This is a genomic window from Vibrio ulleungensis (assembly GCF_016900875.1).
GTDB lineage: Bacteria > Pseudomonadota > Gammaproteobacteria > Enterobacterales > Vibrionaceae > Vibrio > Vibrio ulleungensis.
In genome coordinates, this window is the sequence record NZ_JAFEUM010000007.1 from 108,329 (window position 1) to 129,707 (window position 21,379).

A 21,379-nucleotide genomic window follows, 5' to 3' on the forward strand; every position below is an offset into this window, starting at 1 on the left:
TTTATTATCGGCATTTTAACCAAAAACCGTTCTTTGCGTAGGCTTTTTTATATGGACTACGCTTTTTCAAACAGCGCCATACTCTCGATATGCGCTGTGTGGGGAAACATATTCATGATCCCCAATTTAGCCAACACATAGCCATTATCCAGTAACACTTTACTGTCTCGACTTAGCGTAGTTGGGTTACAAGATACGTACAGTATTTTCTCAACACCTAATGCAGGGAGCTGCTCTACGATTTCTGCCGCCCCCGCACGCGCTGGATCGAGCAATATTTTGGTCATTGTGCCGCTTTCTATGCCAAATTGTGTCAGGTTTTTGTCGAGCCTGTACTCTTCCAAATTAGCATGCAAAAACCGTGCATTACTGAGCTGATTTTTAGTGGCATTGTCAGACGCGCGCTCGACCATGTCGGGTACACCTTCAATGCCAATGACACTGTGTGCTTGTTTGGCTATTGGTAAACTAAAGTTTCCCATCCCACAAAATAGATCCAATACATTGTCTTGTTGATGGATAGCCAACCAATCCAAAGCTTGAGCAACCATCTCCTTGTTCACTTGCGCATTAACTTGAATGAAGTCGCTAGGTAGAAAATCAAGTTCAATAGTGTCAAGCGTATAAAATGGTGCAGGACCAAGATTTCGCTGTGCTTGCTGATCACCGGCGTGCAAGTAATAAGTCAAGGAGTGTTGGGTACACAATGCTTCCCATAACGCTGCGTCAGACTGCGTCAGCGCTTGTGTGACACGCAAATACAAGGTTAAGCCGCTGTCTGTTTGTGTTAACTCTATGTGTCCAACAGACTCTGCACGACTCATGTTATTAAGCGCTTCTCTGATCGGCGCGATCAATAGTTGTAATGGCTCAGCTAGTACTGGGCACTGTTTAACATTAACAATGCGATTGCTTTTCTTTTCTCTAAATCCAAAATCAATCGTCCCAGCCTTACGATCTTTACGCACACTGAAGCGAACTCGCCTGCGATACCCTATCTCACTTGATAAAATAGGGGCATCCTGTGCAATCGATACTTGCGCGAACTTTTGCATTTGCTGCGTTAAGCTCTGCTGCTTCATCTCGACCTGCTCAGCGGCATTTAAGTGCTGGAGATTACACCCACCGCATTGATGGTAGTGTGGACAAATGGGATCGACGCGACTCTCGCTGGCACTAAGAACTTTAATTAGCCTAGCTCGAGCAAACTTACTTTTTTGCTCAACATTTTGAACAAGCACGCGCTCGCCGGGCAATGCTCCTTCAACAAAGACCAGCTTCTTTTGTTTGTAGCCGATCCCTGCGCCTTGGTGATCCAAGCGTTCAATGTTGATCTCATAGTGTTTAGCATCAATGCTAGTTTTCTTGCTCGGCTTAAATATTCTTGCCATTTCGAACGTTCTCGACGGTGTAAGAATCGACTGTGCAAACGAGTAGGCTGCCACACAAATTCAATTCAATGATTGTTGTTAGATAAAGAGTTGATTAAGCTATCATAATAAACAGACAATGCGGTTCTCAGTGCCGTTCACTGCCTAGCCAGCTCAGGATAACCCTGCATTAGAGCTCGCCACGCATTCTCCCATAGAACTATACAGATTGTAATAATAGTAAAATGACACGATACGGTTTAAGAGCGCGAGTATTAACCCTCACCCTAGCCCCAACACTCATAGTGGGATTATTACTGAGCCTATTTTTTACCTTAAATCGTTATAACGATCTGGAAAAACAGTTAATTGACTCAGGAACCAGCATCAGTGAACCACTGGCACTGGCCAGTGAGTTGGCGCTTAACCAACAAAACCGCGAAGCAGTAAGACGCCTTATTAGCTACGCTCACCGCAAACACTCTAACGTTGTTCGTAGTATTGCGGTGTTTGATAGTAAGCACCAATTGTTTGTTACTTCTAATTTCCATCCAAACTTTGACAGCCTTAGTTTCAGTCAAGAGGCTGAAATTCCGATGCACAGTCAGACTGAAATGGTTAATGGACACCTTGTTATCCGCTCACCAATTCGTGCAGAGCAGCGACTAGTGCTACCGAGTGAGTCGCAAACGACTGCACCTACGCTAGGCTACATTGCTATTGAGCTGGATCTTTCTGGATTGAGACTGCAACAGTATCAGGAAATTGTTATTGCGTTAGGCGTGATGTTGCTGGGCTTAACGCTGTCGGGCATATTTGCCTACAGGTTGATGCAAGACGTGACGGTTCCTATTAGCCGAATGAAAAACATTGTGGATGCCATTCGACGTGGACAGTTGGACTCTCGAATTGAGGGCACCATGCACGGTGAGCTAGATTCCCTTAAAAATGGTATCAACGCCATGGCGATCTCCTTGGCTGAGTACCACGTCGAAATGCAACACAGTATTGACCAAGCGACATCAGACCTTCGAGAAACCTTAGAGCAACTAGAGATTCAAAACGTTGAGCTCGATATCGCTAAAAAGCGCGCTCAAGAAGCCGCGCGAGTTAAGTCTGAGTTCTTAGCAAACATGTCACACGAACTCCGCACACCGCTCAATGGCGTAATCGGGTTTACTCGACAAATGCTCAAGACACAGCTATCTCGCAGCCAAGCCGACTACTTGCAAACCATCGAACGCTCAGCCAATAATTTGCTTAGCATTATCAACGACATATTAGATTTCTCGAAACTTGAAGCTGGGAAGCTATCTCTTGAAAATATCCCGTTTGAATTTAGAGGCAGCATTGAAGAGGTCGTCTCTTTACAAGCAACCAGCGCACACGAAAAAGGACTTGAGCTTAGCCTCACCATTGACCCAAGCATTCCGCCTAGCATCGTCGGTGATCCGCTGCGTATTCAGCAGGTTCTCACTAACTTAGTTGGCAATGCGATTAAGTTTACCGAGCGCGGCAACATTGATATTTCGGTTGAACTGAGAAATCAGTCAGACGACTCCGTTGAACTGCAATTTATGGTTCAAGATACTGGTATTGGTATCTCAGAGCGCCAGCAGTCCGAGCTATTCCAAGCCTTTAGTCAGGGTGATGCAAGCATCTCTCGTCGCTATGGTGGTACCGGTCTTGGCCTAGTGATCACTCAACGACTGGTGAAACAGATGGGTGGTGAGATCACACTGACCAGCCGACTTCACCAAGGTTCTAGCTTCTGGTTTACCATTGTCGTGAGCAGTAGCAACCTCCCTGTCGATTACGTCTCTATCGAGCGACTTGCTGGGCGTAAGCTTCTGTTAATTGAGCCTAATTTGAATGTTGCTAACGCAACTAAATACCAGCTTAAGGATGTGGGAGTAACTATTGAGCATCACACACAGATGCCACAGAAATCGGATCAACTCGATCTCGTTATTTACAATTTAACCCCGAATGCACCGATTGATCATCAACAAGAAAAACAACGCCTCATTGAAATTGCTAACGCGTCGCAGGAAATGGTTGTCGGCGTGCCAAGTACCGAACTTGCCTTTGCTGAACAGTTAAACGAAATAGACAATCTTACGCCACTCACAAAGCCATTCGCTCGTGAGCGATTACTGGAGGCACTGCTTCGACACGCGCCACCTAGCGCATTAACGACGCCAATAGAGTTGCCGTTGAGCGTATCTAAATTACCCTTGAAGGTCTTAGCTGTCGATGACAATGGCGCCAATCTAAAATTAATCACTGCATTGTTAAATGAGCTGGTGGACTCTGTCGTATCTTGCACTAATGGGCACGAATCTGTCCATGCAGCGCAGCAGCAAGCGTTTGATATTGTATTTATGGATATTCAAATGCCTGGCATGGACGGCGTTGCAGCTTGTGAAGCGATTAAAACCACGGCACTTAATAATGCGACTCCTGTGATTGCGGTTACGGCACATGCAATGTCAGGGGAGCGCGATCGTTTAATCAATGCCGGTATGGACGACTATTTAACCAAGCCCATCGATGAACAAAGATTACAGCAGTTGCTGACCGAGTGGAGCCCAATTGATGTCTCTAATGTTTTATCTGAGAGTCAGCTTGATGAGAGTGGCGCCGCGACAAAAGCGGAAGAAAGTACAGCAGAGGCTCAACACCTCGATATGATCATCGATTGGGAGTCTGCATTGGTTCAAGCCGCGCGCAAACCAGACTTGGCAAAAGAGATGCTGCAAATGTTGGTTGAGTTGCTGCCAGAGGTTGAGCATGAGGTCAACAATGCCCTTCAAGAGCAAGGTGATAAGCAGTTGCTGTTAGATCTTGTGCACAAGTTGCATGGAAGTTGCGCGTACAGCGGTGTACCACGCCTTAAAGGGATCTGTCATCAACTTGAGTCCGCCCTTCGTAGCGGAAGTAACATCGAAGACGTCGAACCTGAGCTGTTTGAATTGCAAGATGAAATGGAAAAAGTGAAGATCGCTGCACCGCTTTACTTGAAAGCCTAGCATTGCTTTATAATCGGTATTAAGACTCTAGTATTACCGTCGCCACGGCATAGTGGCGCTCGTCAGATATGGAAAGGTGCACATGGTTTACACCCATTGAAGCTGCACGTTTTTGCGCTTCACCACTCAAGGCGAGAAGCGGCTTACCATACTCATCATTGCTGGTGTCGAAATCTTGAAAACTAACCCCTTTTGCTATGCCAGTCCCTAAAGCTTTCGACGCAGCTTCTTTGGCCGCAAAGCGTTTGGCTAAATACTTGGCCTGCTGCTTGGTTTGACAAAAAGTTTGCCACTCTTGCTCGGTCAGTATGCGACGGGCAAAAGGATCGCCAGTACGAGCGAGCGCTTTTTGCACTCGCTCAATCTCGGCAATGTCTGTTCCCAAGCCGAGAATGGCCATTTAGCGAGCCTGATCCATGATTGCTTTCATATCGGCTACTGCTTTACTTAACCCATCAAATACCGCTCGTCCCATAATTGAGTGACCGATATTGAGTTCATAAATCTCAGGCAGTGCCGCGATAGGGCCAACATTGTGATAGGTAAGACCGTGACCCGCGTTGACGGTGATACCAAGGTCGTCAGCATAACTGGCGCCAGCGGCGATTTTCTTCAATTCAGCTTGCGCCTGCTCTTCGCTAGTCGCTTCTGCGTAGTGGCCTGTATGAAGCTCAATAAAAGGGGCTTCACACGCTTTTGCAGCATCAATTTGAGCTTTGTCGGGGTCGATGAACAGAGACACTTTAATACCAGCATCAGACAGAGTTTTAGTTGCTGCTTTAACGCGTTCTAAGTTACCAGCAACGTCCAAGCCACCTTCAGTGGTCAACTCTTCACGCTTTTCTGGTACTAAACACACAAACTCTGGTTGAGTATCCAGCGCGATTTGCACCATTTCGTCGGTCACGGCCATCTCAAGATTCATTCGCGTCTGAATGGTTTCACGAAGAATACGTACATCACGATCTAGGATATGGCGACGATCTTCACGAAGGTGGATAGTGATGCCATCCGCACCAGCGCGCTCCGCGATTTCGGCTGCGTGTACTGGATCTGGGTATTTGGTTCCACGAGCGTTACGTAAGGTTGCGATGTGGTCAATATTGACCCCAAGAAAAATAGGATTCATTGATTTAAACTCCGTGCGCGAGGAACAAATAACTCGCGACTCTTTAATGGTTTACCGCCAAGATAAGGCTTTAACGCCATGCGTGTAAAGCGTTTAGCAGCTTTAAGTTGAGAAGGGGTAGTAAAACGCCGCTCACTAATTGCGATGAGCTCGTCACCTTTAAAGGTCATCTGATCCATTTTGATAGAGGCGATAAACCCTTTCTGCTCTCGAAAGCGATACGTCATATCGGGTTCGATAGGCTCGCCAGTTCCAGCACAATGCAAAAAATCGACGCCATAGCCCATAGCGGACAGCAAAGCTAACTCAAATCTTCGTAATGCAGGTTCGGGATTTTCGGTGGCGGCTAGCTCTGTAAGAACAAGCAAGTAATCGTGGAACAGCGCAGGAAAAGGGACTTCTTTAGCCAACACTCGCCCCAGCAACTCATTGACATACATGCCGGAATACAACGTAACTCCAGACAAAGGTAATCCGAGGCTTATGGGTTCACATTGACGCAGGGTTTTCATCGAACCTTGCCCACCCCACTTTAACAATAATGGGGTGAAAGGTTGCAGCGCTCCTTTGAGTTGGGAGCGCTTACTACGAGCGCCTTTGGATAACAGCGTGACGCGACCATACTCTTCACTGAACACATCCAGAATCAAACTGGTTTCAGTATAAGGACGTCGGTGCAATACGAAACAGCGCTGTAATCCATCACTCATAGGCGTTTAAAGGTCGTCAATGTACCCTAAAGAGCGTAATGCACGTTCGTCATCGGCCCATCCAGATTTCACTTTAACCCATGTTTCTAGGTACACCTTACGACCAAACAGCTCTTCCATATCTAAGCGTGCTTCGCGGCCAATGGTTTTGATCTTTTCGCCTTTTTTGCCAATGACCATTTTCTTCTGGCCATCACGTTCAACCAAAATTAGCGCGTTGATGTGAAACCCATCTGTTTCTGGGTTGTAATCGAAACGCTCAATTTCAACGGTGACTGAGTAAGGCAGTTCTTCGCCCGTAAAACGCATCAACTTTTCACGGACAATTTCTGAAGCCATAAAACGCTGAGATCGATCGGTCACATACTCTTCCGGGAAGTGATGCGTGGCTTTTGGCAAATGATCACGGACGTGCTTACGCAGTACGTCGATGTTCTTGCCTTGCTTGGCGGAAATAGGCACCACATCCACAAACTGCATTTTTTGAGACAGCTCATGCATGTGGTTCATGACGTCATTGCGGTCTTTAACGTTATCCACCTTGTTGACACACAATACGACTGGGAAATTGGACTTAGCCAACTTCGTCAGCACCATCTGGTCATCAGCCGTCCAGTGCGTACCTTCCACAAGGAAGAACACCAAATTAACATCACTTAACGATGAATTTGCAGCTCGGTTCATTAAGCGGTTTATGGCGCGCTTTTCTTCAATGTGCAATCCAGGGGTATCTACGTAAATCGCTTGATAATCACCCTCGGTCTCCACGCCCATAATGCGGTGGCGTGTGGTCTGAGGTTTACGCGATGTAATGGAGAGTTTTTGGCCCAAGATTTGGTTGAGCAGCGTAGATTTACCAACATTGGGTCGGCCTACAATGGCAATAAAGCCACAGTGCTGATCCTCTGGATCACTCTTTTTGGGTTCGGCTTGCTCTGCGAAGTATGCGTCGAGATCAAACTCTTGTTCGTCATCTTGGTGCTTAGACATGGCTTAAGCGCTCCAATGCTTGGTCAGCCGCTGCTTGTTCCGCTTTGCGTCGACTGGTTCCGATTCCTACAACTGGCTTCTCTAAGCCAGCAACAACGCACGTAACAGTAAACTGCTGGTTGTGCGCTTCACCTTTTATCTTAGTCACATCGTACTGAGGTAAAGGCATACGCTGCGCTTGCAAATGTTCTTGCAGACGCGTTTTCGGATCTTTTTGTGACACACCGGGTTGAATGGCATCTAATCGAGGTTGATACCACTTCAATACAATGCTTTGTACCTGATCGGTATCGCTATCCAAGTAGACAGCACCAATGATGGCTTCAATCGCATCTGCAAGGATCGAGTCACGGCGGAAACCACCGCTTTTCAATTCACCTGGACCTAATTTTAAGTAATCTCCAAGCTCAAACTCACGACCAAGTTCAGCCAAAGTGTCACCGCGAACAAGCGACGCACGCATGCGGCTCATATCGCCTTCATTCACCTTTGGGAAACGATGGTATAAGTCATCAGCAATGACAAAACTTAAAATTGAATCGCCCAGAAACTCAAGACGTTCGTTGTGTTTTCCACTGGCGCTGCGGTGTGTCAGCGCCATTTCAAGATGGTTGATATCTTTAAACTGATACCCAATCCGTCTTTCTAGTCTATCTAATGTCGAGGTCATTTTCTCTCGCTAGTCTATTCCACCAATGCGGCTAAAACGAACACCCGTAGGTATCCATGACGGCAGAATACTGTCGCCACCACGTTCAAATTCAAAGCTAATCCAAATGCCAGTTGCTTTACCGACTAAATTAGCCTCTGGTACAAAGCCCCAGTAGCGGCTGTCAGCACTGTGATCTCGGTTATCACCCATCACAAAGTACTGTCCTTCTGGCACAACCCATTGATTGGTCCCCGCTCTCGGGTAGTAGTCGCTAGTGCTATAACGACGCAATGGGTTGATTAGGATCTGGTGCTGGTTGTCATCAATTTTTTCATCCAGTTGAGCCAGTGGTACGCCATTAAGTGAGTATGGACTCTCTTTAACGTTGTTAAGCTCCAATGGATTACAGGTCGTCTCTCCCGCTTTTTTCAGACATAGCTCTTTACGAGCGTTGTAGCCAACAGTATCTCCCGGAACACCGATCACTCTCTTAATGTAGTCTATGTTCTCTTGCTTAGGGTATTTAAACACCACGATGTCGCCGCGTTCAGGTTTACCCATTTCAACCAGTTGATTACGCCAAACAGGATCTTTTATCCCGTAAGTAAATTTTTCAACTACGATGAAGTCGCCAACGAGCAAGGTTGGCATCATCGACCCTGAAGGGATTTGAAACGGTTCATATAAAAATGAACGTAAAACCAATACAAAACCGATGACAGGGAAAATAGAGACGCTATTTTCTATCCACCAAGGCTGGGCAAGCAGCTTGGTTTTTGTCTCTTGGTCTAACCCTGTAGTTTGAGCTTCAATTTCTTCGACTTCTGCGAGACGCTTTTTACCCCAAACCCATTTCTCTAACGCCCATACGATGCCGGTAACCAATGTAGCTATTACCAAGATCAGCGAAAATGTATTGGCCATTCCAATCCCTTATTTAGCATGTTCTAAAAATACGAAAGTGAAAGGGCCTTCACCCTTTCACTTCCTTAGAGCGATTTAGCGGCAAAAAGTTTAGTCTTTGCCGACATGAAGGATCGCTAAGAACGCTTCTTGAGGCAGTTCGACATTACCGATCTGCTTCATACGTTTCTTACCTTCTTTCTGTTTCTTCAATAGCTTTTTCTTACGGCTTACGTCACCGCCATAACATTTTGCGATTACGTTCTTACGCAACTGCTTCACCGTCGAACGAGCGATGATGTGGTTACCAATAGCCGCCTGTATGGCGATGTCGAACATCTGACGAGGAATGAACTCTTTCATTTTCTCAACCAGCAATCGACCACGAGACTGTGATTGTGCTTTGTGCGTAATAATCGCCAAGGCGTCAACACGGTCACCATTCAACATCACATCAACACGTACCATGTCCGAAGTCATGTAGTGGTGGAAATTATAATCCAATGACGCGTAGCCGCGAGACGTCGATTTGAGACGGTCGAAGAAATCGAGTACTACTTCAGCCATAGGAATATCGTAAGTGATAGCCACTTGATTGCCGTGGTACACCATATCAACCTGAATACCACGCTTCTCTACACACAAGGTGATAACGTTACCCAAGTAGTCAGATGGAACCAAAATATTACAACGCGCTATTGGCTCACGAATTTCATTCAAATCGTTCACTGCAGGCAATTTAGCAGGGCTGTCTACATACAATATTGTGCCATCGGTTTTCTCGACTTCATACACTACCGTAGGGGCGGTAGTAATTAGATCGAGGTCGTATTCTCGCTCTAGACGCTCTTGGACAACTTCCATGTGAAGCATACCTAAGAAACCACAGCGGAAGCCGAAACCGAGTGCTGCGGAGTTTTCTGGCTCATAAAATAGCGACGCATCGTTCAGGCTCAATTTGCCCAGCGCATCACGAAAGTTTTCGTAATCGTCTGACGATACAGGGAACAAACCTGCATAAACCTGTGGTTTTACCTTTTTAAATCCTGGTAATGCCTCGTCACTGCCGCCTTTAGCAAGCGTCAGCGTATCGCCCACCGGTGCGCCTAAGATATCTTTGATACCACACACTACCCAGCCAACTTCGCCAGTATTTAAACCGTCTGCATCAATTTGCTTAGGCGTAAAGATACCAATGCGATCAACACCCCAAATTTGGCCGGTGCTCATCACTTTAATTTTATCGTTTTTCTTTAGTTTGCCGTTCTTAATCCGAACTAGCGACACAACGCCTAAGTAGTTATCAAACCAAGAGTCGATGATAAGCGCTTGAAGCGGCGCATCGGGATCGCCTTCAGGAGCAGGAATCGAAGCGACAATGTTCTCTAAAACATCATCGACACCAAGACCCGTTTTTGCTGAACAGCGGGTCGCTTCCATTGCATCAATACCGACGATTTCTTCAATCTCTTCAGATACGCGCTCTGGATCGGCAGCTGGTAAGTCAATTTTATTCAGAATTGGCACAACCTCGAGATCCATTTCGATCGCGGTATAGCAATTCGCCAAGGTTTGAGCTTCAACACCTTGACCGGCATCGACAACAAGCAAAGCGCCTTCACAGGCGGCCAGTGAACGCGATACTTCGTAAGAAAAGTCTACGTGTCCAGGGGTGTCGATGAAGTTAAGTTGATAGGTTTCACCGTCTTTGGCGTGGTAATCCAAAGTCACACTTTGAGATTTGATGGTGATCCCGCGCTCACGCTCTAGGTCCATCGAATCCAATACTTGAGCTTCCATCTCACGAGCACTCAGACCACCACATTCCTGGATCAAGCGATCCGAAAGTGTAGATTTACCATGGTCGATGTGGGCGATAATCGAAAAGTTACGAATGTGCTTCATAATAGGGTGTGACAACTTCCAATAGATAAGTGAAATCAGTCCAACAAAAGGACAAATTAGTACAAGTTGCGAGATTCTACCCAAAAAATAGACGACTCGCTATCGGTTTTGGTATTGAGTGAGGTGCTTTTAGGGTTGATGGATTTGTATGGCTGCGCCTAACTGGCGAATTAAAGTGACTTGTTGAGAGCGTGAATGGACTGAATGTGCAAAGCCTCGCTTGAGCCACAAAAGGCTGCCAACAAAGCCTAGTGCTCCACCTAGTATAGCGGCAACTTCTCCCTGCCCCCCCATAGAGTGGTAAACAAGGTTAGCTAATACACTGCCTAACAGCATGGCTAGCAAAGGAATCAGGTACATTTTTGCAGCGTTTTTGACGATTTCAGACTCTGGAAAGCCTATCTCAACTTGTTCGCCTACCTGCAATGGTTGGTCGGTAAACAGCGTCCACAAGTGTTCTCGGTTACCAATAACCTTGGTCACTTGGCCCGTTGCACAGTTCGATTTGGAAGCACACCCTGAGCAGCTGCTTTGCTGTTGACACGATAACACCGCTTTAAATCCCTGTGGCTCTTTACTGACTTCTGCCACAGTCGCTATGGCCGTCATCATGGTTGCGCGACCGCTGCAAAGCTGACTGAACGGGCAATTTCATTTGCCGTTTCTGGTGGGATGTCCCCAACAACAATCACTTCTTTGTCTCCTAGTTGCTGAGACTGGAAAGTACGTCGACCTTGACGCACTAGCTGATTGCGCAGAGTGAGGTTGTCTTGTTCAGTAATGTACACCGAGAACTGAAAAAGCCCGTCACTAAAAATCTGGCTCTCAACCACTTTGTTGGTCAGAGGCATTCGGTAACGAGTATGGGGCTTAGCTTCAAAGCCGACAGGAACGTTATTGACGATCCAATTTGAATCACTCACACGATTATTGGGCAGCTTAAATACTGGCGGCAGTTCAACGTCTTTTAACCCAACCATTAGCTCCGCAAGCTTATCGTCAACGGTAAAAGCGACCGTTCGATATTGCTCTAGGACTTCACCGGTTCGATCCACAAGATCACCACGGATCGGTAGATAGGAGTTTTCGTCTATCCACACCACGTAAGAGTAGCGTTTTCCATCTTTAGGCACGATGCGAACCACTTGCGCAGATACTCCGGCCTCTCTTGCTCTCCCCATAGCAACAAAGTCGTAGGCGCTCGCTAGACTGTCAATATCGACGTTCAACATTGGCATAAGTGGTGCCACCATATTGGTCGATTTGACTGAAAAAGGTTCAATGCCAGGTTCGATGTAGCTCACTTCGCCACCACGTAGAATGACTTCTCGTACAGGGCCGCTTAAATAAATGAGTTGAGCAAATCTGTCCCCCTCTATATCGCTAGCTTGTCGATAAAGAATGGGCTCAATGCTGTTTTTACGGATAAGAATGTACGATAGCTCGTAGTTCAGAGTTTGACTGGCTTGATTAAGTCTCTGCAACAGTGTTTCTGCTGAGGGCTCTTGAGCGTGCGCAACTGAGGTTAGCAGTGAACTCAAGAGCAATAGAATAGCTAAAAAGCGGGTTTTCATAGATTATTCGGTGACCACCTGCTCGCCGGAAAGGAAACGCAGTTGTAACTCATAGTCCTGCATCATTGCATTAATTTTTTGGCGTTGCTGCATCAACTCTTGTTCGGTGAGTTGTGGTTCAACGCTGCTGCGTAATGAGTCTTGAGTCAAGCTCACTGGTTCAACAGTCCCTGCAAATGGAACGGTTTGTAACACAGGTGGTTGTGTAATTGCCGCGTCTTCACCGCCAATGCCAGAATACTGCTGAACACCGACAACAACAGCCAACGACACACTGGCAGCAATCGCAACTTGACCCAGTTGAGACAACCAAGCTGGACGACTCCAACGAGCTTGCTTAGGTGTCGGTTGCTCATCGACTTGCTGAACTGGCACAACAGATGGCCCTTCATGGAGTGCATGAGGGTTATGTGCAGGCTCTTGTTCGAGTGCAGCCGCCACAGACGCTGCGATATCCCATTGTGGATTGAGCGGTTCTTCACCTCGTAAGGTATCGCCAATCACATGGTAATTTTGCCAAGAGCGACCTAGCTGAGCATCGTTTTCAAGATCATGAATGACCTCGATATCTATGCTTTCGCCATCCATCAAAGCGGACACTTGCTCTCTGTTTGCCATTGTATTCACCTAGTTCTTTAAAGACTCATGTGCGCAATAAGCATTCGCAAACATGAACCAATCACGAGCTACCAAAAGGTAATGCTCAAATTAAGTACGCTCCATCAACGGTTGGATGCGTTTATCCACCGCGTCTCGTGCGCGAAAAATTCGTGAACGAACTGTACCCACGGGGCACTCCATGACATGAGCAATTTCTTCGTAACTCAAACCTTCAATCTCACGAAGAGTAATGGCGGTTTTAAGATCGTCTGGCAACTCAGCCACGGCAGCAAAAATATGCTGCTTCAATTCATTGGACAACGTTAAGTTCTCTGGGTTCGTTATTTCTCTCAAATTGCTACCCAGTTCAAAGTTTTCTGCTTCGACAGCATCTACATCACTGGCAGGCGGCTTACGGCCCACCGAGGTTAAGTGATTCTTCGACGTGTTTACAGCCACGCGGTATAACCATGTGTAAAAAGCACTTTCACCACGGAAAGAGCCAATTGAGCGATAGGCCTTAATGAACACCTCTTGGGCAACATCGGGCACATCACTTGGATTATTGACGTATCGAGCTATCAAATTGCATACTTTGGTCTGGTATCTTCCTACCAGTAAATTAAATGCTTGTTTGTCACCCTGCTGTACACGCTCAACCAAAACTTGATCGGTCAATTGCTCGCTCATTCGAGCCGTTACTCCTCTGCTCCGGGGCTATATTTTTTATTATCAATATTGGCCCGATGTGACGACTAGATCTGTCGAGCACTATTTATGACTCATTGATTAGACGAAAGTTCCCACTGAATGAACTTTTTTTACAATGGGATGTGAGGTAATCTTATCTCTTTCTTATTTGGGAAGATATACCGCCAAGGATAATCTCTCGGTTAAGTATGTCTAAGTAGAGTGAGTATGAGTCGAGCGCAAGGACACCAGTGTGACGTATTGGTGATAGGAAGCGGTGCAGCAGGTCTATCTTTGGCCTTACACGTCGCCAACAATGCTAAGGTAATCGTTCTTAGCAAGGGATTGAGCAGCGAAGGCGCAACGTTTTATGCTCAAGGTGGTATCGCCGCTGTATTTGACGAAGATGACACCGTCGAATCACATGTTGACGACACATTGGTCGCAGGCGCAGGACTTTGTGAAAAGCAAACCGTTGAATTTATAGCCGAAAACGCTCGTCAATGTGTACAGTGGCTCATCGATGGTGGCGTGCCTTTTGATGAAATCGAAAATAGCGACGACTCCGAGACTAAATACCACCTAACCCGCGAAGGTGGACACAGTCATCGACGAATTTTGCATGCAGCCGACGCTACAGGTAAGGCGATGCAATACTCTCTCCAAGACAACGTCATCAATCACCCCAACATATCCATATTTGAGCGCCACAATGCGTTAGATCTGATCTTAGATGATCCTGATTCAGAAGATGGTACGGTCATTGGAGCTTATGTCTGGAATAGAGACAGCGAGCAAGTTGAAACCATCAGCGCCAAATCGGTGGTATTAGCCACTGGTGGCGCATCAAAAGTGTACCAATACACCTCCAACCCGGATGTTTCATCTGGAGACGGTATCGCTATGGCTTGGCGCGCTGGGTGTCGGGTTGCCAATATGGAATTTAATCAGTTCCACCCAACCTGCTTATTCCATCCCGATGCACGAAACTTCTTGCTGACTGAAGCTCTTCGTGGTGAAGGGGCTTATCTTAAGCGTCCCGATGGCACTCGTTTTATGCCCGACTTCGATGAGCGTGGAGAGTTAGCGCCGCGCGATGTTGTTGCTCGCGCTATCGACTTTGAAATGAAGCGCCTTGGTGCCGATTGTATGTACTTAGACATCAGTCATAAGCCTGCCGAGTTTATTCAAAAGCATTTCCCGACCATAGATCATAGGCTTAAAGAGTTGGGTATCGACATGACCAAAGAGCCGATCCCTGTGGTACCAGCGGCCCACTACACCTGTGGTGGTGTTATCGTAAATCAATCTGGTCGCACCGATATTCGAAACTTGTACGCTATTGGCGAAGTCAGCTATACCGGTCTGCATGGTGCCAATCGCATGGCTTCTAATTCACTTCTAGAGTGTGTCGTTTATGCTTGGTCCGCCGCTAATGATCTTTTGCGTCAGCTGCATAAAATCCCTGCTCCAACTAATTTGCCGCAATGGGATGAAAGCCAAGTTACCCACTCAGATGAAGAAGTTATTATTCAGCATAACTGGCATGAACTGCGTTTGTTTATGTGGGATTACATGGGCATTGTACGTACCGATAAACGCTTGGAGAGAGCGTTAAGACGTATCGAACTGCTTAAGCTTGAGACTCACGATTACTACGCAAATTTCAAAGTATCGAACAACTTGTTGGAGTTGCGTAATTTGTTACAGGTTGCCGAGCTAATGGTACATTGTGCAATGAAGCGCAAAGAGAGCCGCGGCTTGCATTATACGTTGGACTACCCCGACAAACTGCCTGACAGCAAGCCCACCATTTTAGACCCTAAAGAACTAAAATAGAGTCAAAAAAAACCACCGACTTCGGTGGTTTTTTTATCTTTATGTAAAGATCAGATAAAGAGAGCAAACACGCTTAGCATGTAAGCTATCAATTGAATTCGGAAGCGATTAACTAAGAGCGAACTTTGCTCAAATTGTGTGCGACTATCTTATCGATCATTGAAGCGTGAGCTAAATTCTCACTGCGACCGTGTCCCATTATCCAGGTGAAAAGATCCGGATCATCGCACTCTAATAACGACACGAAATCTTTCTGCTCTTGTTCCGTTAACGTCTCAAAACATTCTTCAAAAAAAGGCATTATGACCACATCGAGCTCAAGCATGCCTCGGCGGCAGGCCCATTTTATACGGGCTTTGTCTTCTGTACTGTACATGTCACTTCCTTGGGCAAAGTTAGTCGTTCGAGTGTAACAAGGTGTTTGCTACTGCACTATCGGTTCTCTACGTTAAACCGCCTAACGTCACAGAAATTAAAGCTGTACAAAAAAAAGCTTTTAGACAAATGGTCTTAAGCTAATTACCATGTCGCTAATGATCTTAGTGGTTTACAACTCACCACAATACGGCGATAGCAGGAAAGCACATCATGACCGACATATATTACAACCAGATAAGCACTAACCCGTTAACCACACCTTCTGCCACTTGGTTAAGAGATTGGGCTTTAATCACTGTAACGGGCCCAGATAGTAAATCGTATTTGCAGGGCCAACTGACCTGTGATGTTGTTTCTCTCGAAGCTAATCAATTCACGTTTGGTGCCCATTGTGACGCCAAAGGTAAAGTCTGGAGCTTGTTTAGGATTTTTCATATCGACGGTGGGTACGGATTGCTGTTACCTCGATTAGGTGCAGAAAAAGCCTTATTCGAGCTAAAAAAATATTCGGTTTTCTCCAAACTAGAAATGGTGCTTTCTGAAAGTGAGTTAATGGGCATCATTTCAGATGAGTCTATTGCTGTAGACCAAACAGCAAAGCTTCAATCGGTGAACGTCGATGCCACAAGAACCGTCGTCATTGGCGAAGCAGAACGTCTGCAATCACTTATCGATGAGCACTCTTTGTCATTGATAGAGCAAGGCGTTTGGCAACAGCACGACATTGCCAACGGTATTCCTCGTGTGGATGAGAACAATCAAAATCAGCATATCCCGCAAGCCTTTAATCTACAGGCCATCGGTGGGATTAGCTTCGATAAAGGTTGTTACACAGGTCAAGAGACCGTTGCACGGGCAAAGTACAGAGGAACCAATAAGCGTGCCTTGTTTATTGTCACAGGGTTGATGGGTGCTGATGCAACTCAACCATTATCGCTTGAACGCGCAGTCGGCGAAAATTGGCGCAGTGCTGGGCAGTTAATTGAATGTGTAGTGGTTGGAGAAACAGCTTATGCCACCATTATTCTAGCCAATGACACCGCCACAGATGCTCAACTTCGCCTTGCGGGAACCGATACTCTCTGGGCACTTGGTAAGCTACCTTACACACTTGATGAGCAAGAATAACCCTTTGGTGGCGATCTTAGATCGCCACCACATTCCTTATACCCTTCATAGTCAATCGTACTCTACTCGAACGATTGAAGAGACCGCACAAGCACGCGGGATCTCTGCTGACAGCATGCTCAAATGTGTATTGATGAGAGATTTGGATGATCAGTTGTACCTCGCCTGTACCCGCGGAACTAAGCGCGTCATTCCACAAGCAGTTCGCTCTCACTTTGATTGTCGACGAGTCACCTGTGTCGCCCCCACCGATGTAGAATCCCGTTGTGGGTACGCCCTAGGCACCGTCAATCCTGTACTACTCCCAACGAGCGTTTTCCGAGTATTCGATCACCATATAGCCTTAACAGAAAGTATCACCATTAGTAGCGGCAATCCTCTATTGGGCATTGGCATTAAGTACGCAGACCTTATTGAGCTGTGCCGTTTGTTAGGTCATCCCGTACAGGTAAGCTCTGTCCGCTAATCTCAATATAGAGACATCTGTTGCATTATTTCATGCTATTACCGATCGAGATCTTACTCTCAGGTCATACCAATGATTTTTATTGTTTTTAAATTGAATAAATATTCATCTACATATATTGTAATTTCACTCTTTAGGAAGCCCAAGATACTCAATTTGAGCATCTCATTCTTATCGAGCGCAGCAGATTGACTAATAACTCAAGTTATCCTGCTGTTCTGTGTAATGCATCTGTGACTTTTGACCCACCTCTGTGTGGGTTCTTTTTTTTGCATAATAATGCAAGTCATTAAATCCTTCCCAAATATTGAACTTTTTTACCTGAACCTTAGTCTATATTCATACGTACGATAATCTTGTGTTTAGCGCAAAAGTTTGCACACCTGTTTTAAAATTCGGTGGTGCAATCCTAAAAATATAATTTTGTGCTACAAAGCACGCTAAACAGCGTACCTTTTATTGGTTTCGATGACGGGCGCTCAAAATAGCCAATACGCATAAGGAAAAATCCAGTTTCTCTAAAACAGTCACAAAGCTGTCACTGGTGTGCGTTTATAATGCACCCGCAATACATAAGGATAATAATAATGAGAAAATTTAAACGTTACCTTCCGGGGCTGATTGCGAAACATGTAATGCGCCTATTTAAAGGCAGTATTTATATCTACGGAATCGGACGATTTGAATTTGATGAAGGGAAACTCATTTTGCCAAAGCAAGCTAAGCAACTTGACTTCAAGACCGTTAAAGAAGTTAACGAAGAAGTTAAACGCCTACGCTTCGCATACGCATAAATCAGTTGGCTATGAATAAGGGCATCAAATGATGCCCTTTTTTAATGGATATGTGTTTGGCTATCGAGCGTTGGGGTCTAATACCCCTTTTGCGAGATTGGGCAGTTCGCCCTTCAACCCTAATGCACGATTCATAATTTCATGTTTTGCACCCGGAAGTTGACCTGCAAGGCTCATCCCAATGCCACGAATGAGTTTTTTCGCTGGATTATCACCTTCAAACAGATCTTTAAAACCTTGCATCGCTGCAATCATTTTAGCTGCTTCGGCTTTTCGCCAACGTTCGTATTGGCGCAGGTTTGCTTTGCTACCAATATCTTTTCCTTTATCGACCAATGACGCCAACTCTTGTGCCAGCGCCGCGGCATCTAAAAGACCTAAATTAACGCCTTGACCTGCTAGCGGGTGGATGGTGTGCGCAGCATCCCCAACCAAGGCAACACGTTCTACAACAAAATCACGTGCGTACCTCATGGTCAAAGGGAATGCTCGACGCGGGGATTGAAGATAACTCATACCCAGTTTGGCATCGAACTCAGCGGTTAATGATTTCTCAAACTCGTCATCATCCACAGACATCAGTCGTTCTGCTTTTTGAGAGTCGACTGACCAAACAATCGAACTAAGATGCGATTGGTGCAGTGGCAAAAATGCAAGTGGCCCTTGCGGGGTAAATGCTTGGCGCGCAATCCGTTGGTGTGGCTCGGTAGTACGTACATTGGCGACTATAGCCGTATGCCCATAATCCCAATGAGTCAAAGGGATATCTTGCTGCTTACGAATCCAAGAGTTCGCACCGTCGGCCCCAACAACAAGCTTAGCCGTTAGGCCTTGTCCATTGTCTAGCATCAACCACGCTTCAGACTCGCCCATATTAAGAGACTGACATTTGGTTTGACTAAACAATGTAATATGGCTCTCGCGCTTAACTTGCTGGTATAACGCATGAGTAATGATTTGGTTTTCAGCGATGTAACCTAGGTTACTTGGAGACATACGCATAGCGTCAAACTCAATCTTTGCGAAGCTGTCTTGCTCCCACACTTCCATCGCTTGGTATGCCGTCACACGTGATGCTTCTATCTCTGCCCAAACTCCCAAGTTTCGAAAAATGTTTTCGCTTGCCCGACTGAGCGCAGAGACTCGACTATCGGGTTCATTTGAGATTGGCGTATCCAAATCTTGGCTCTCAATAACCGCCACTCTCAACCCTAATGGCTTAAGTGCAAGTGCAAGAGTAAGACCGACCATTCCGCCGCCAATCACAGCGACGTCTACATTATTCATCATGATGTTTCATCTCTATTTAGTTCGCTGCTTACCATCGAGTGTTGAGGTCTAGAGCCAACCCACCCTAGGGTTTGCTCAACGAGCGGTCGCTGCACAGGTGAGAGCCAGTCCATCGCCATTAAGCCGACGTTGCGAGACGCACTAATTAATGGGTTATTCGTTGAAAACGTTGTGACAAGAGCATGCGTGAGTAAGCACGTATTGTCGACATCTGCTTTTCTTGCTTTTCGGTAATTAAGCAGTTGTTTGGGGCAACCCAATTCATAAGTTCCACACGCAATCACTCGCACAAGAGCAACGACATCGCGCAGTCCTAAATTAAATCCCTGTCCCGCAATCGGGTGGAGCGTTTGCGCTGCATTACCTATTGCTACAACTCGGTGATGCGTGGTGGTATGCCTGCGATGCAAAGATAAAGGGTACTGGCTACGCTGACCGGCTTTTAGTATTCGCCCTAAACGCCATCCAAAAGCTGATTGAAGGTAGTCTATAAATTGCTGATCTGAATACTGACTCACCTGATGCACTTGAGATTCGTTCACACACAAAACAAGGGACATTCGAGATTGATTAGGATGTTCTGCACGCATTGGAAGCAGCGCTACAGGCCCTGACGACGTAAATCGTTCAAATGCGCATTGTTCATGCGACACTTGGGTAACAATATTAGAAATAATAGCATGTTGACCAAAAGGGGTAATTTCGCGCTTCAACCCTACTTGCTCACAGGTGCTCGAAAACGTTCCGTCTGCTGCAACGATCAGTTTGCCACGCAAATGATTTCCGCTGCTGAGGAACACCTCTACGTCATCCTGATGCTGAACGATCTCTTTTATCGAATCTGGTTGATAGAGATCGATACTGCGCTCTTTTACTGCGTTAATCAGCGATTTACCAACAAGCTCGAGCTCAATAACCGCGCCAAGCTGCCCAACGCCATAATCTTGCGCAGTCATTTCTGTTGCACCAGCATGGCCTCTGTCGGACACCTCAATGCGAGATATCGGTTGCGCAAACGCAGAGATATACTGCCATAAACCTAACTGTTTCAGATGATCAATAGAGCCTTGTGCTAATGCGATCGCCCTAGCATCAAATCCTGGGTGTTCGTCATCCCCCGAACTGGCTTCAATCACTGCTATTCGCAAAGGTTGCTTAAGCTCTTCAAGCGCTAGTGCTAAACAACTTCCTGTCATCGCCCCACCGACAATGATCACATCATATTCGGTCACTCAGAACTCTTCCTTAATGCAATTTTGGCTTAGAATTTGATTTTATGCTGGGCTTGGTTTGGCGAGCGAGCTCAACGTAGACAGTCAAGACACACGCTTTAACGTGCTCTAGTACTTGTTCCAGCAAGTCCGCTTGTTCTTCGAGATCATCGTTTTCATCGATGCCCAGCTTCGAAATTTCCTCTAGGTCGCCCATTGCTTCTTTTACGTCGGCTGGGAGTTTATTGAGTTTCGCATTGGCTAAGCCGACACCAGAAATAAAGTGATTCACCCACTCTGTTACCGCATCAGCATAGGTCATTAAATCGTCCCCATCAGGAAGCAACATTGACAACTCAAAACTTCCATCTCCGAGCTCGTTAGAGGCAAAATCAAACACTGTGTTCGCGTAGTTAAGCGCTGACATAGGCCAGCCCATCCCGTCGTTTGTGTAATCGAACAACATCGGCTGCCAGGTTGCTTCAGACGTTGTCACGCCTCCACAAATCATTCCGATTAGAAGCCCTTGCATTTCAGCCGGCGTGACCGCTAACGATTGCTGCGATAGCTCTTGAGCAATCTGCTGATAAGGAGGGAGAGAAGTTGCGCTCATGTTGATAGTCTCACTACGAAATTGTACTCGCTATCCTATCATGTTCACCAAAGTGTTGGAAAACCGTCGCTTAGCGTTTATTTGCTTTGGTGATAAGTCTTTCGA

At 46.2% G+C, this 21,379-nt stretch carries 21 protein-coding genes; 5 read left to right on the forward strand and 16 right to left on the reverse strand.

Annotated elements, in window-relative coordinates; all coding sequences use genetic code 11:
- Positions 1-56 precede the first annotated feature (56 nt).
- The gene (gene rlmD / locus JQC93_RS15945) at positions 57-1,391 is read right to left on the reverse strand and encodes a 23S rRNA (uracil(1939)-C(5))-methyltransferase RlmD (protein WP_205159395.1); all 1,335 of its coding nucleotides are present in this window, start codon (positions 1,389-1,391) and stop codon (positions 57-59) included.
- Positions 1,392-1,615: 224 nt separating this feature from the next.
- Here rlmD and barA point away from each other — a divergent pair, with 224 nt between their 5' ends.
- Positions 1,616-4,402, forward strand: coding sequence for a two-component sensor histidine kinase BarA (gene barA, locus JQC93_RS15950; RefSeq protein ID WP_205159396.1), 2,787 nt, complete (start codon positions 1,616-1,618; stop codon positions 4,400-4,402).
- Between the two features lie 19 nt (positions 4,403-4,421).
- Here the strand turns inward: barA and acpS are convergent, their stop codons facing one another.
- The 11 genes from acpS to rpoE form a co-directional block, all read right to left on the reverse strand.
- Positions 4,422-4,802, reverse strand: a complete 381-nt coding sequence (gene acpS, locus JQC93_RS15955) for a holo-ACP synthase (RefSeq protein ID WP_205159397.1) — start codon at positions 4,800-4,802, stop codon at positions 4,422-4,424.
- On the reverse strand, positions 4,803-5,531 hold the full coding sequence (gene pdxJ, locus JQC93_RS15960) for a pyridoxine 5'-phosphate synthase (RefSeq protein WP_205159398.1): 729 nt from the start codon (positions 5,529-5,531) through the stop codon (positions 4,803-4,805).
- Complete coding sequence (gene recO / locus JQC93_RS15965) at positions 5,528-6,241, reverse strand: DNA repair protein RecO (RefSeq protein WP_205159399.1); 714 nt, start codon at positions 6,239-6,241, stop codon at positions 5,528-5,530. The genes pdxJ and recO overlap by 4 nt, the downstream gene beginning before the upstream one ends.
- A gap of 6 nt (positions 6,242-6,247) precedes the next feature.
- Positions 6,248-7,231, reverse strand: coding sequence for a GTPase Era (gene era / locus JQC93_RS15970; RefSeq protein ID WP_205159400.1), 984 nt, complete (start codon positions 7,229-7,231; stop codon positions 6,248-6,250).
- Entirely contained in the window at positions 7,224-7,901 is a 678-nt protein-coding gene (gene rnc / locus JQC93_RS15975; protein ID WP_205159401.1) for a ribonuclease III, read from the reverse strand. The genes era and rnc overlap by 8 nt, the downstream gene beginning before the upstream one ends.
- Before the next feature lie 9 nt (positions 7,902-7,910).
- Positions 7,911-8,807 carry a signal peptidase I gene (gene lepB, locus JQC93_RS15980; protein ID WP_205159402.1) on the reverse strand — a complete coding sequence of 299 codons (897 nt, stop codon included), beginning with the start codon at positions 8,805-8,807 and terminating at the stop codon, positions 7,911-7,913.
- Positions 8,808-8,897: 90 nt separating this feature from the next.
- Positions 8,898-10,691, reverse strand: coding sequence for a translation elongation factor 4 (lepA, locus tag JQC93_RS15985; protein WP_205159403.1), 1,794 nt, complete (start codon positions 10,689-10,691; stop codon positions 8,898-8,900).
- Between the two features lie 129 nt (positions 10,692-10,820).
- Positions 10,821-11,303: a SoxR reducing system RseC family protein gene (locus tag JQC93_RS15990; RefSeq protein ID WP_205159404.1), complete on the reverse strand. Its 483-nt coding sequence runs from the start codon at positions 11,301-11,303 to the stop codon at positions 10,821-10,823.
- Positions 11,300-12,265, reverse strand: coding sequence for a sigma-E factor regulatory protein RseB (gene rseB, locus JQC93_RS15995; protein WP_205159405.1), 966 nt, complete (start codon positions 12,263-12,265; stop codon positions 11,300-11,302). The genes JQC93_RS15990 and rseB overlap by 4 nt, the downstream gene beginning before the upstream one ends.
- 3 nt (positions 12,266-12,268) lie before the next feature.
- Positions 12,269-12,883, reverse strand: a complete 615-nt coding sequence (locus JQC93_RS16000; protein ID WP_205159406.1) for an RseA family anti-sigma factor — start codon at positions 12,881-12,883, stop codon at positions 12,269-12,271.
- A gap of 90 nt (positions 12,884-12,973) precedes the next feature.
- Positions 12,974-13,555, reverse strand: a complete 582-nt coding sequence (rpoE, locus tag JQC93_RS16005; RefSeq protein WP_084883918.1) for an RNA polymerase sigma factor RpoE — start codon at positions 13,553-13,555, stop codon at positions 12,974-12,976.
- Between the two features lie 228 nt (positions 13,556-13,783).
- Here rpoE and nadB point away from each other — a divergent pair, with 228 nt between their 5' ends.
- Positions 13,784-15,394 (forward strand): L-aspartate oxidase, encoded by a 1,611-nt coding sequence (nadB, locus tag JQC93_RS16010; protein ID WP_205159407.1) that lies wholly within the window; start codon positions 13,784-13,786, stop codon positions 15,392-15,394.
- Positions 15,395-15,506: 112 nt separating this feature from the next.
- Here nadB and JQC93_RS16015 read toward each other — a convergent pair whose 3' ends face one another.
- Complete coding sequence (locus tag JQC93_RS16015; RefSeq protein ID WP_205159408.1) at positions 15,507-15,770, reverse strand: FAD assembly factor SdhE; 264 nt, start codon at positions 15,768-15,770, stop codon at positions 15,507-15,509.
- A gap of 212 nt (positions 15,771-15,982) precedes the next feature.
- Between JQC93_RS16015 and ygfZ the strand changes: the two genes are divergently transcribed.
- The 3 genes from ygfZ (at position 15,983) to JQC93_RS16030 (ending at position 18,160) form a co-directional block, all read left to right on the forward strand.
- A complete protein-coding gene (ygfZ, locus tag JQC93_RS16020) occupies positions 15,983-16,900 on the forward strand; it encodes a CAF17-like 4Fe-4S cluster assembly/insertion protein YgfZ (protein WP_205159409.1) in 918 nt (305 codons plus the stop codon).
- On the forward strand, positions 16,887-17,366 hold the full coding sequence (locus JQC93_RS16025) for an aminoacyl-tRNA deacylase (protein ID WP_205159410.1): 480 nt from the start codon (positions 16,887-16,889) through the stop codon (positions 17,364-17,366). The genes ygfZ and JQC93_RS16025 overlap by 14 nt, the downstream gene beginning before the upstream one ends.
- A 587-nt stretch (positions 17,367-17,953) precedes the next feature.
- Positions 17,954-18,160, forward strand: a complete 207-nt coding sequence (locus JQC93_RS16030; RefSeq protein WP_205159411.1) for a DUF1107 domain-containing protein — start codon at positions 17,954-17,956, stop codon at positions 18,158-18,160.
- 60 nt (positions 18,161-18,220) lie between these two features.
- Here the strand turns inward: JQC93_RS16030 and JQC93_RS16035 are convergent, their stop codons facing one another.
- The 3 genes from JQC93_RS16035 to JQC93_RS16045 are packed head-to-tail and all read right to left on the reverse strand — an operon-like array spanning position 18,221 to position 21,274.
- Positions 18,221-19,450, reverse strand: coding sequence for an FAD-dependent 2-octaprenylphenol hydroxylase (locus tag JQC93_RS16035; RefSeq protein ID WP_205159412.1), 1,230 nt, complete (start codon positions 19,448-19,450; stop codon positions 18,221-18,223).
- Positions 19,447-20,682 (reverse strand): 2-octaprenyl-6-methoxyphenyl hydroxylase, encoded by a 1,236-nt coding sequence (gene ubiH, locus JQC93_RS16040; RefSeq protein WP_205159413.1) that lies wholly within the window; start codon positions 20,680-20,682, stop codon positions 19,447-19,449. The genes JQC93_RS16035 and ubiH overlap by 4 nt, the downstream gene beginning before the upstream one ends.
- A 13-nt stretch (positions 20,683-20,695) precedes the next feature.
- Positions 20,696-21,274 (reverse strand): YecA/YgfB family protein, encoded by a 579-nt coding sequence (locus tag JQC93_RS16045; protein WP_205159414.1) that lies wholly within the window; start codon positions 21,272-21,274, stop codon positions 20,696-20,698.
- Positions 21,275-21,379 lie beyond the last annotated feature (105 nt).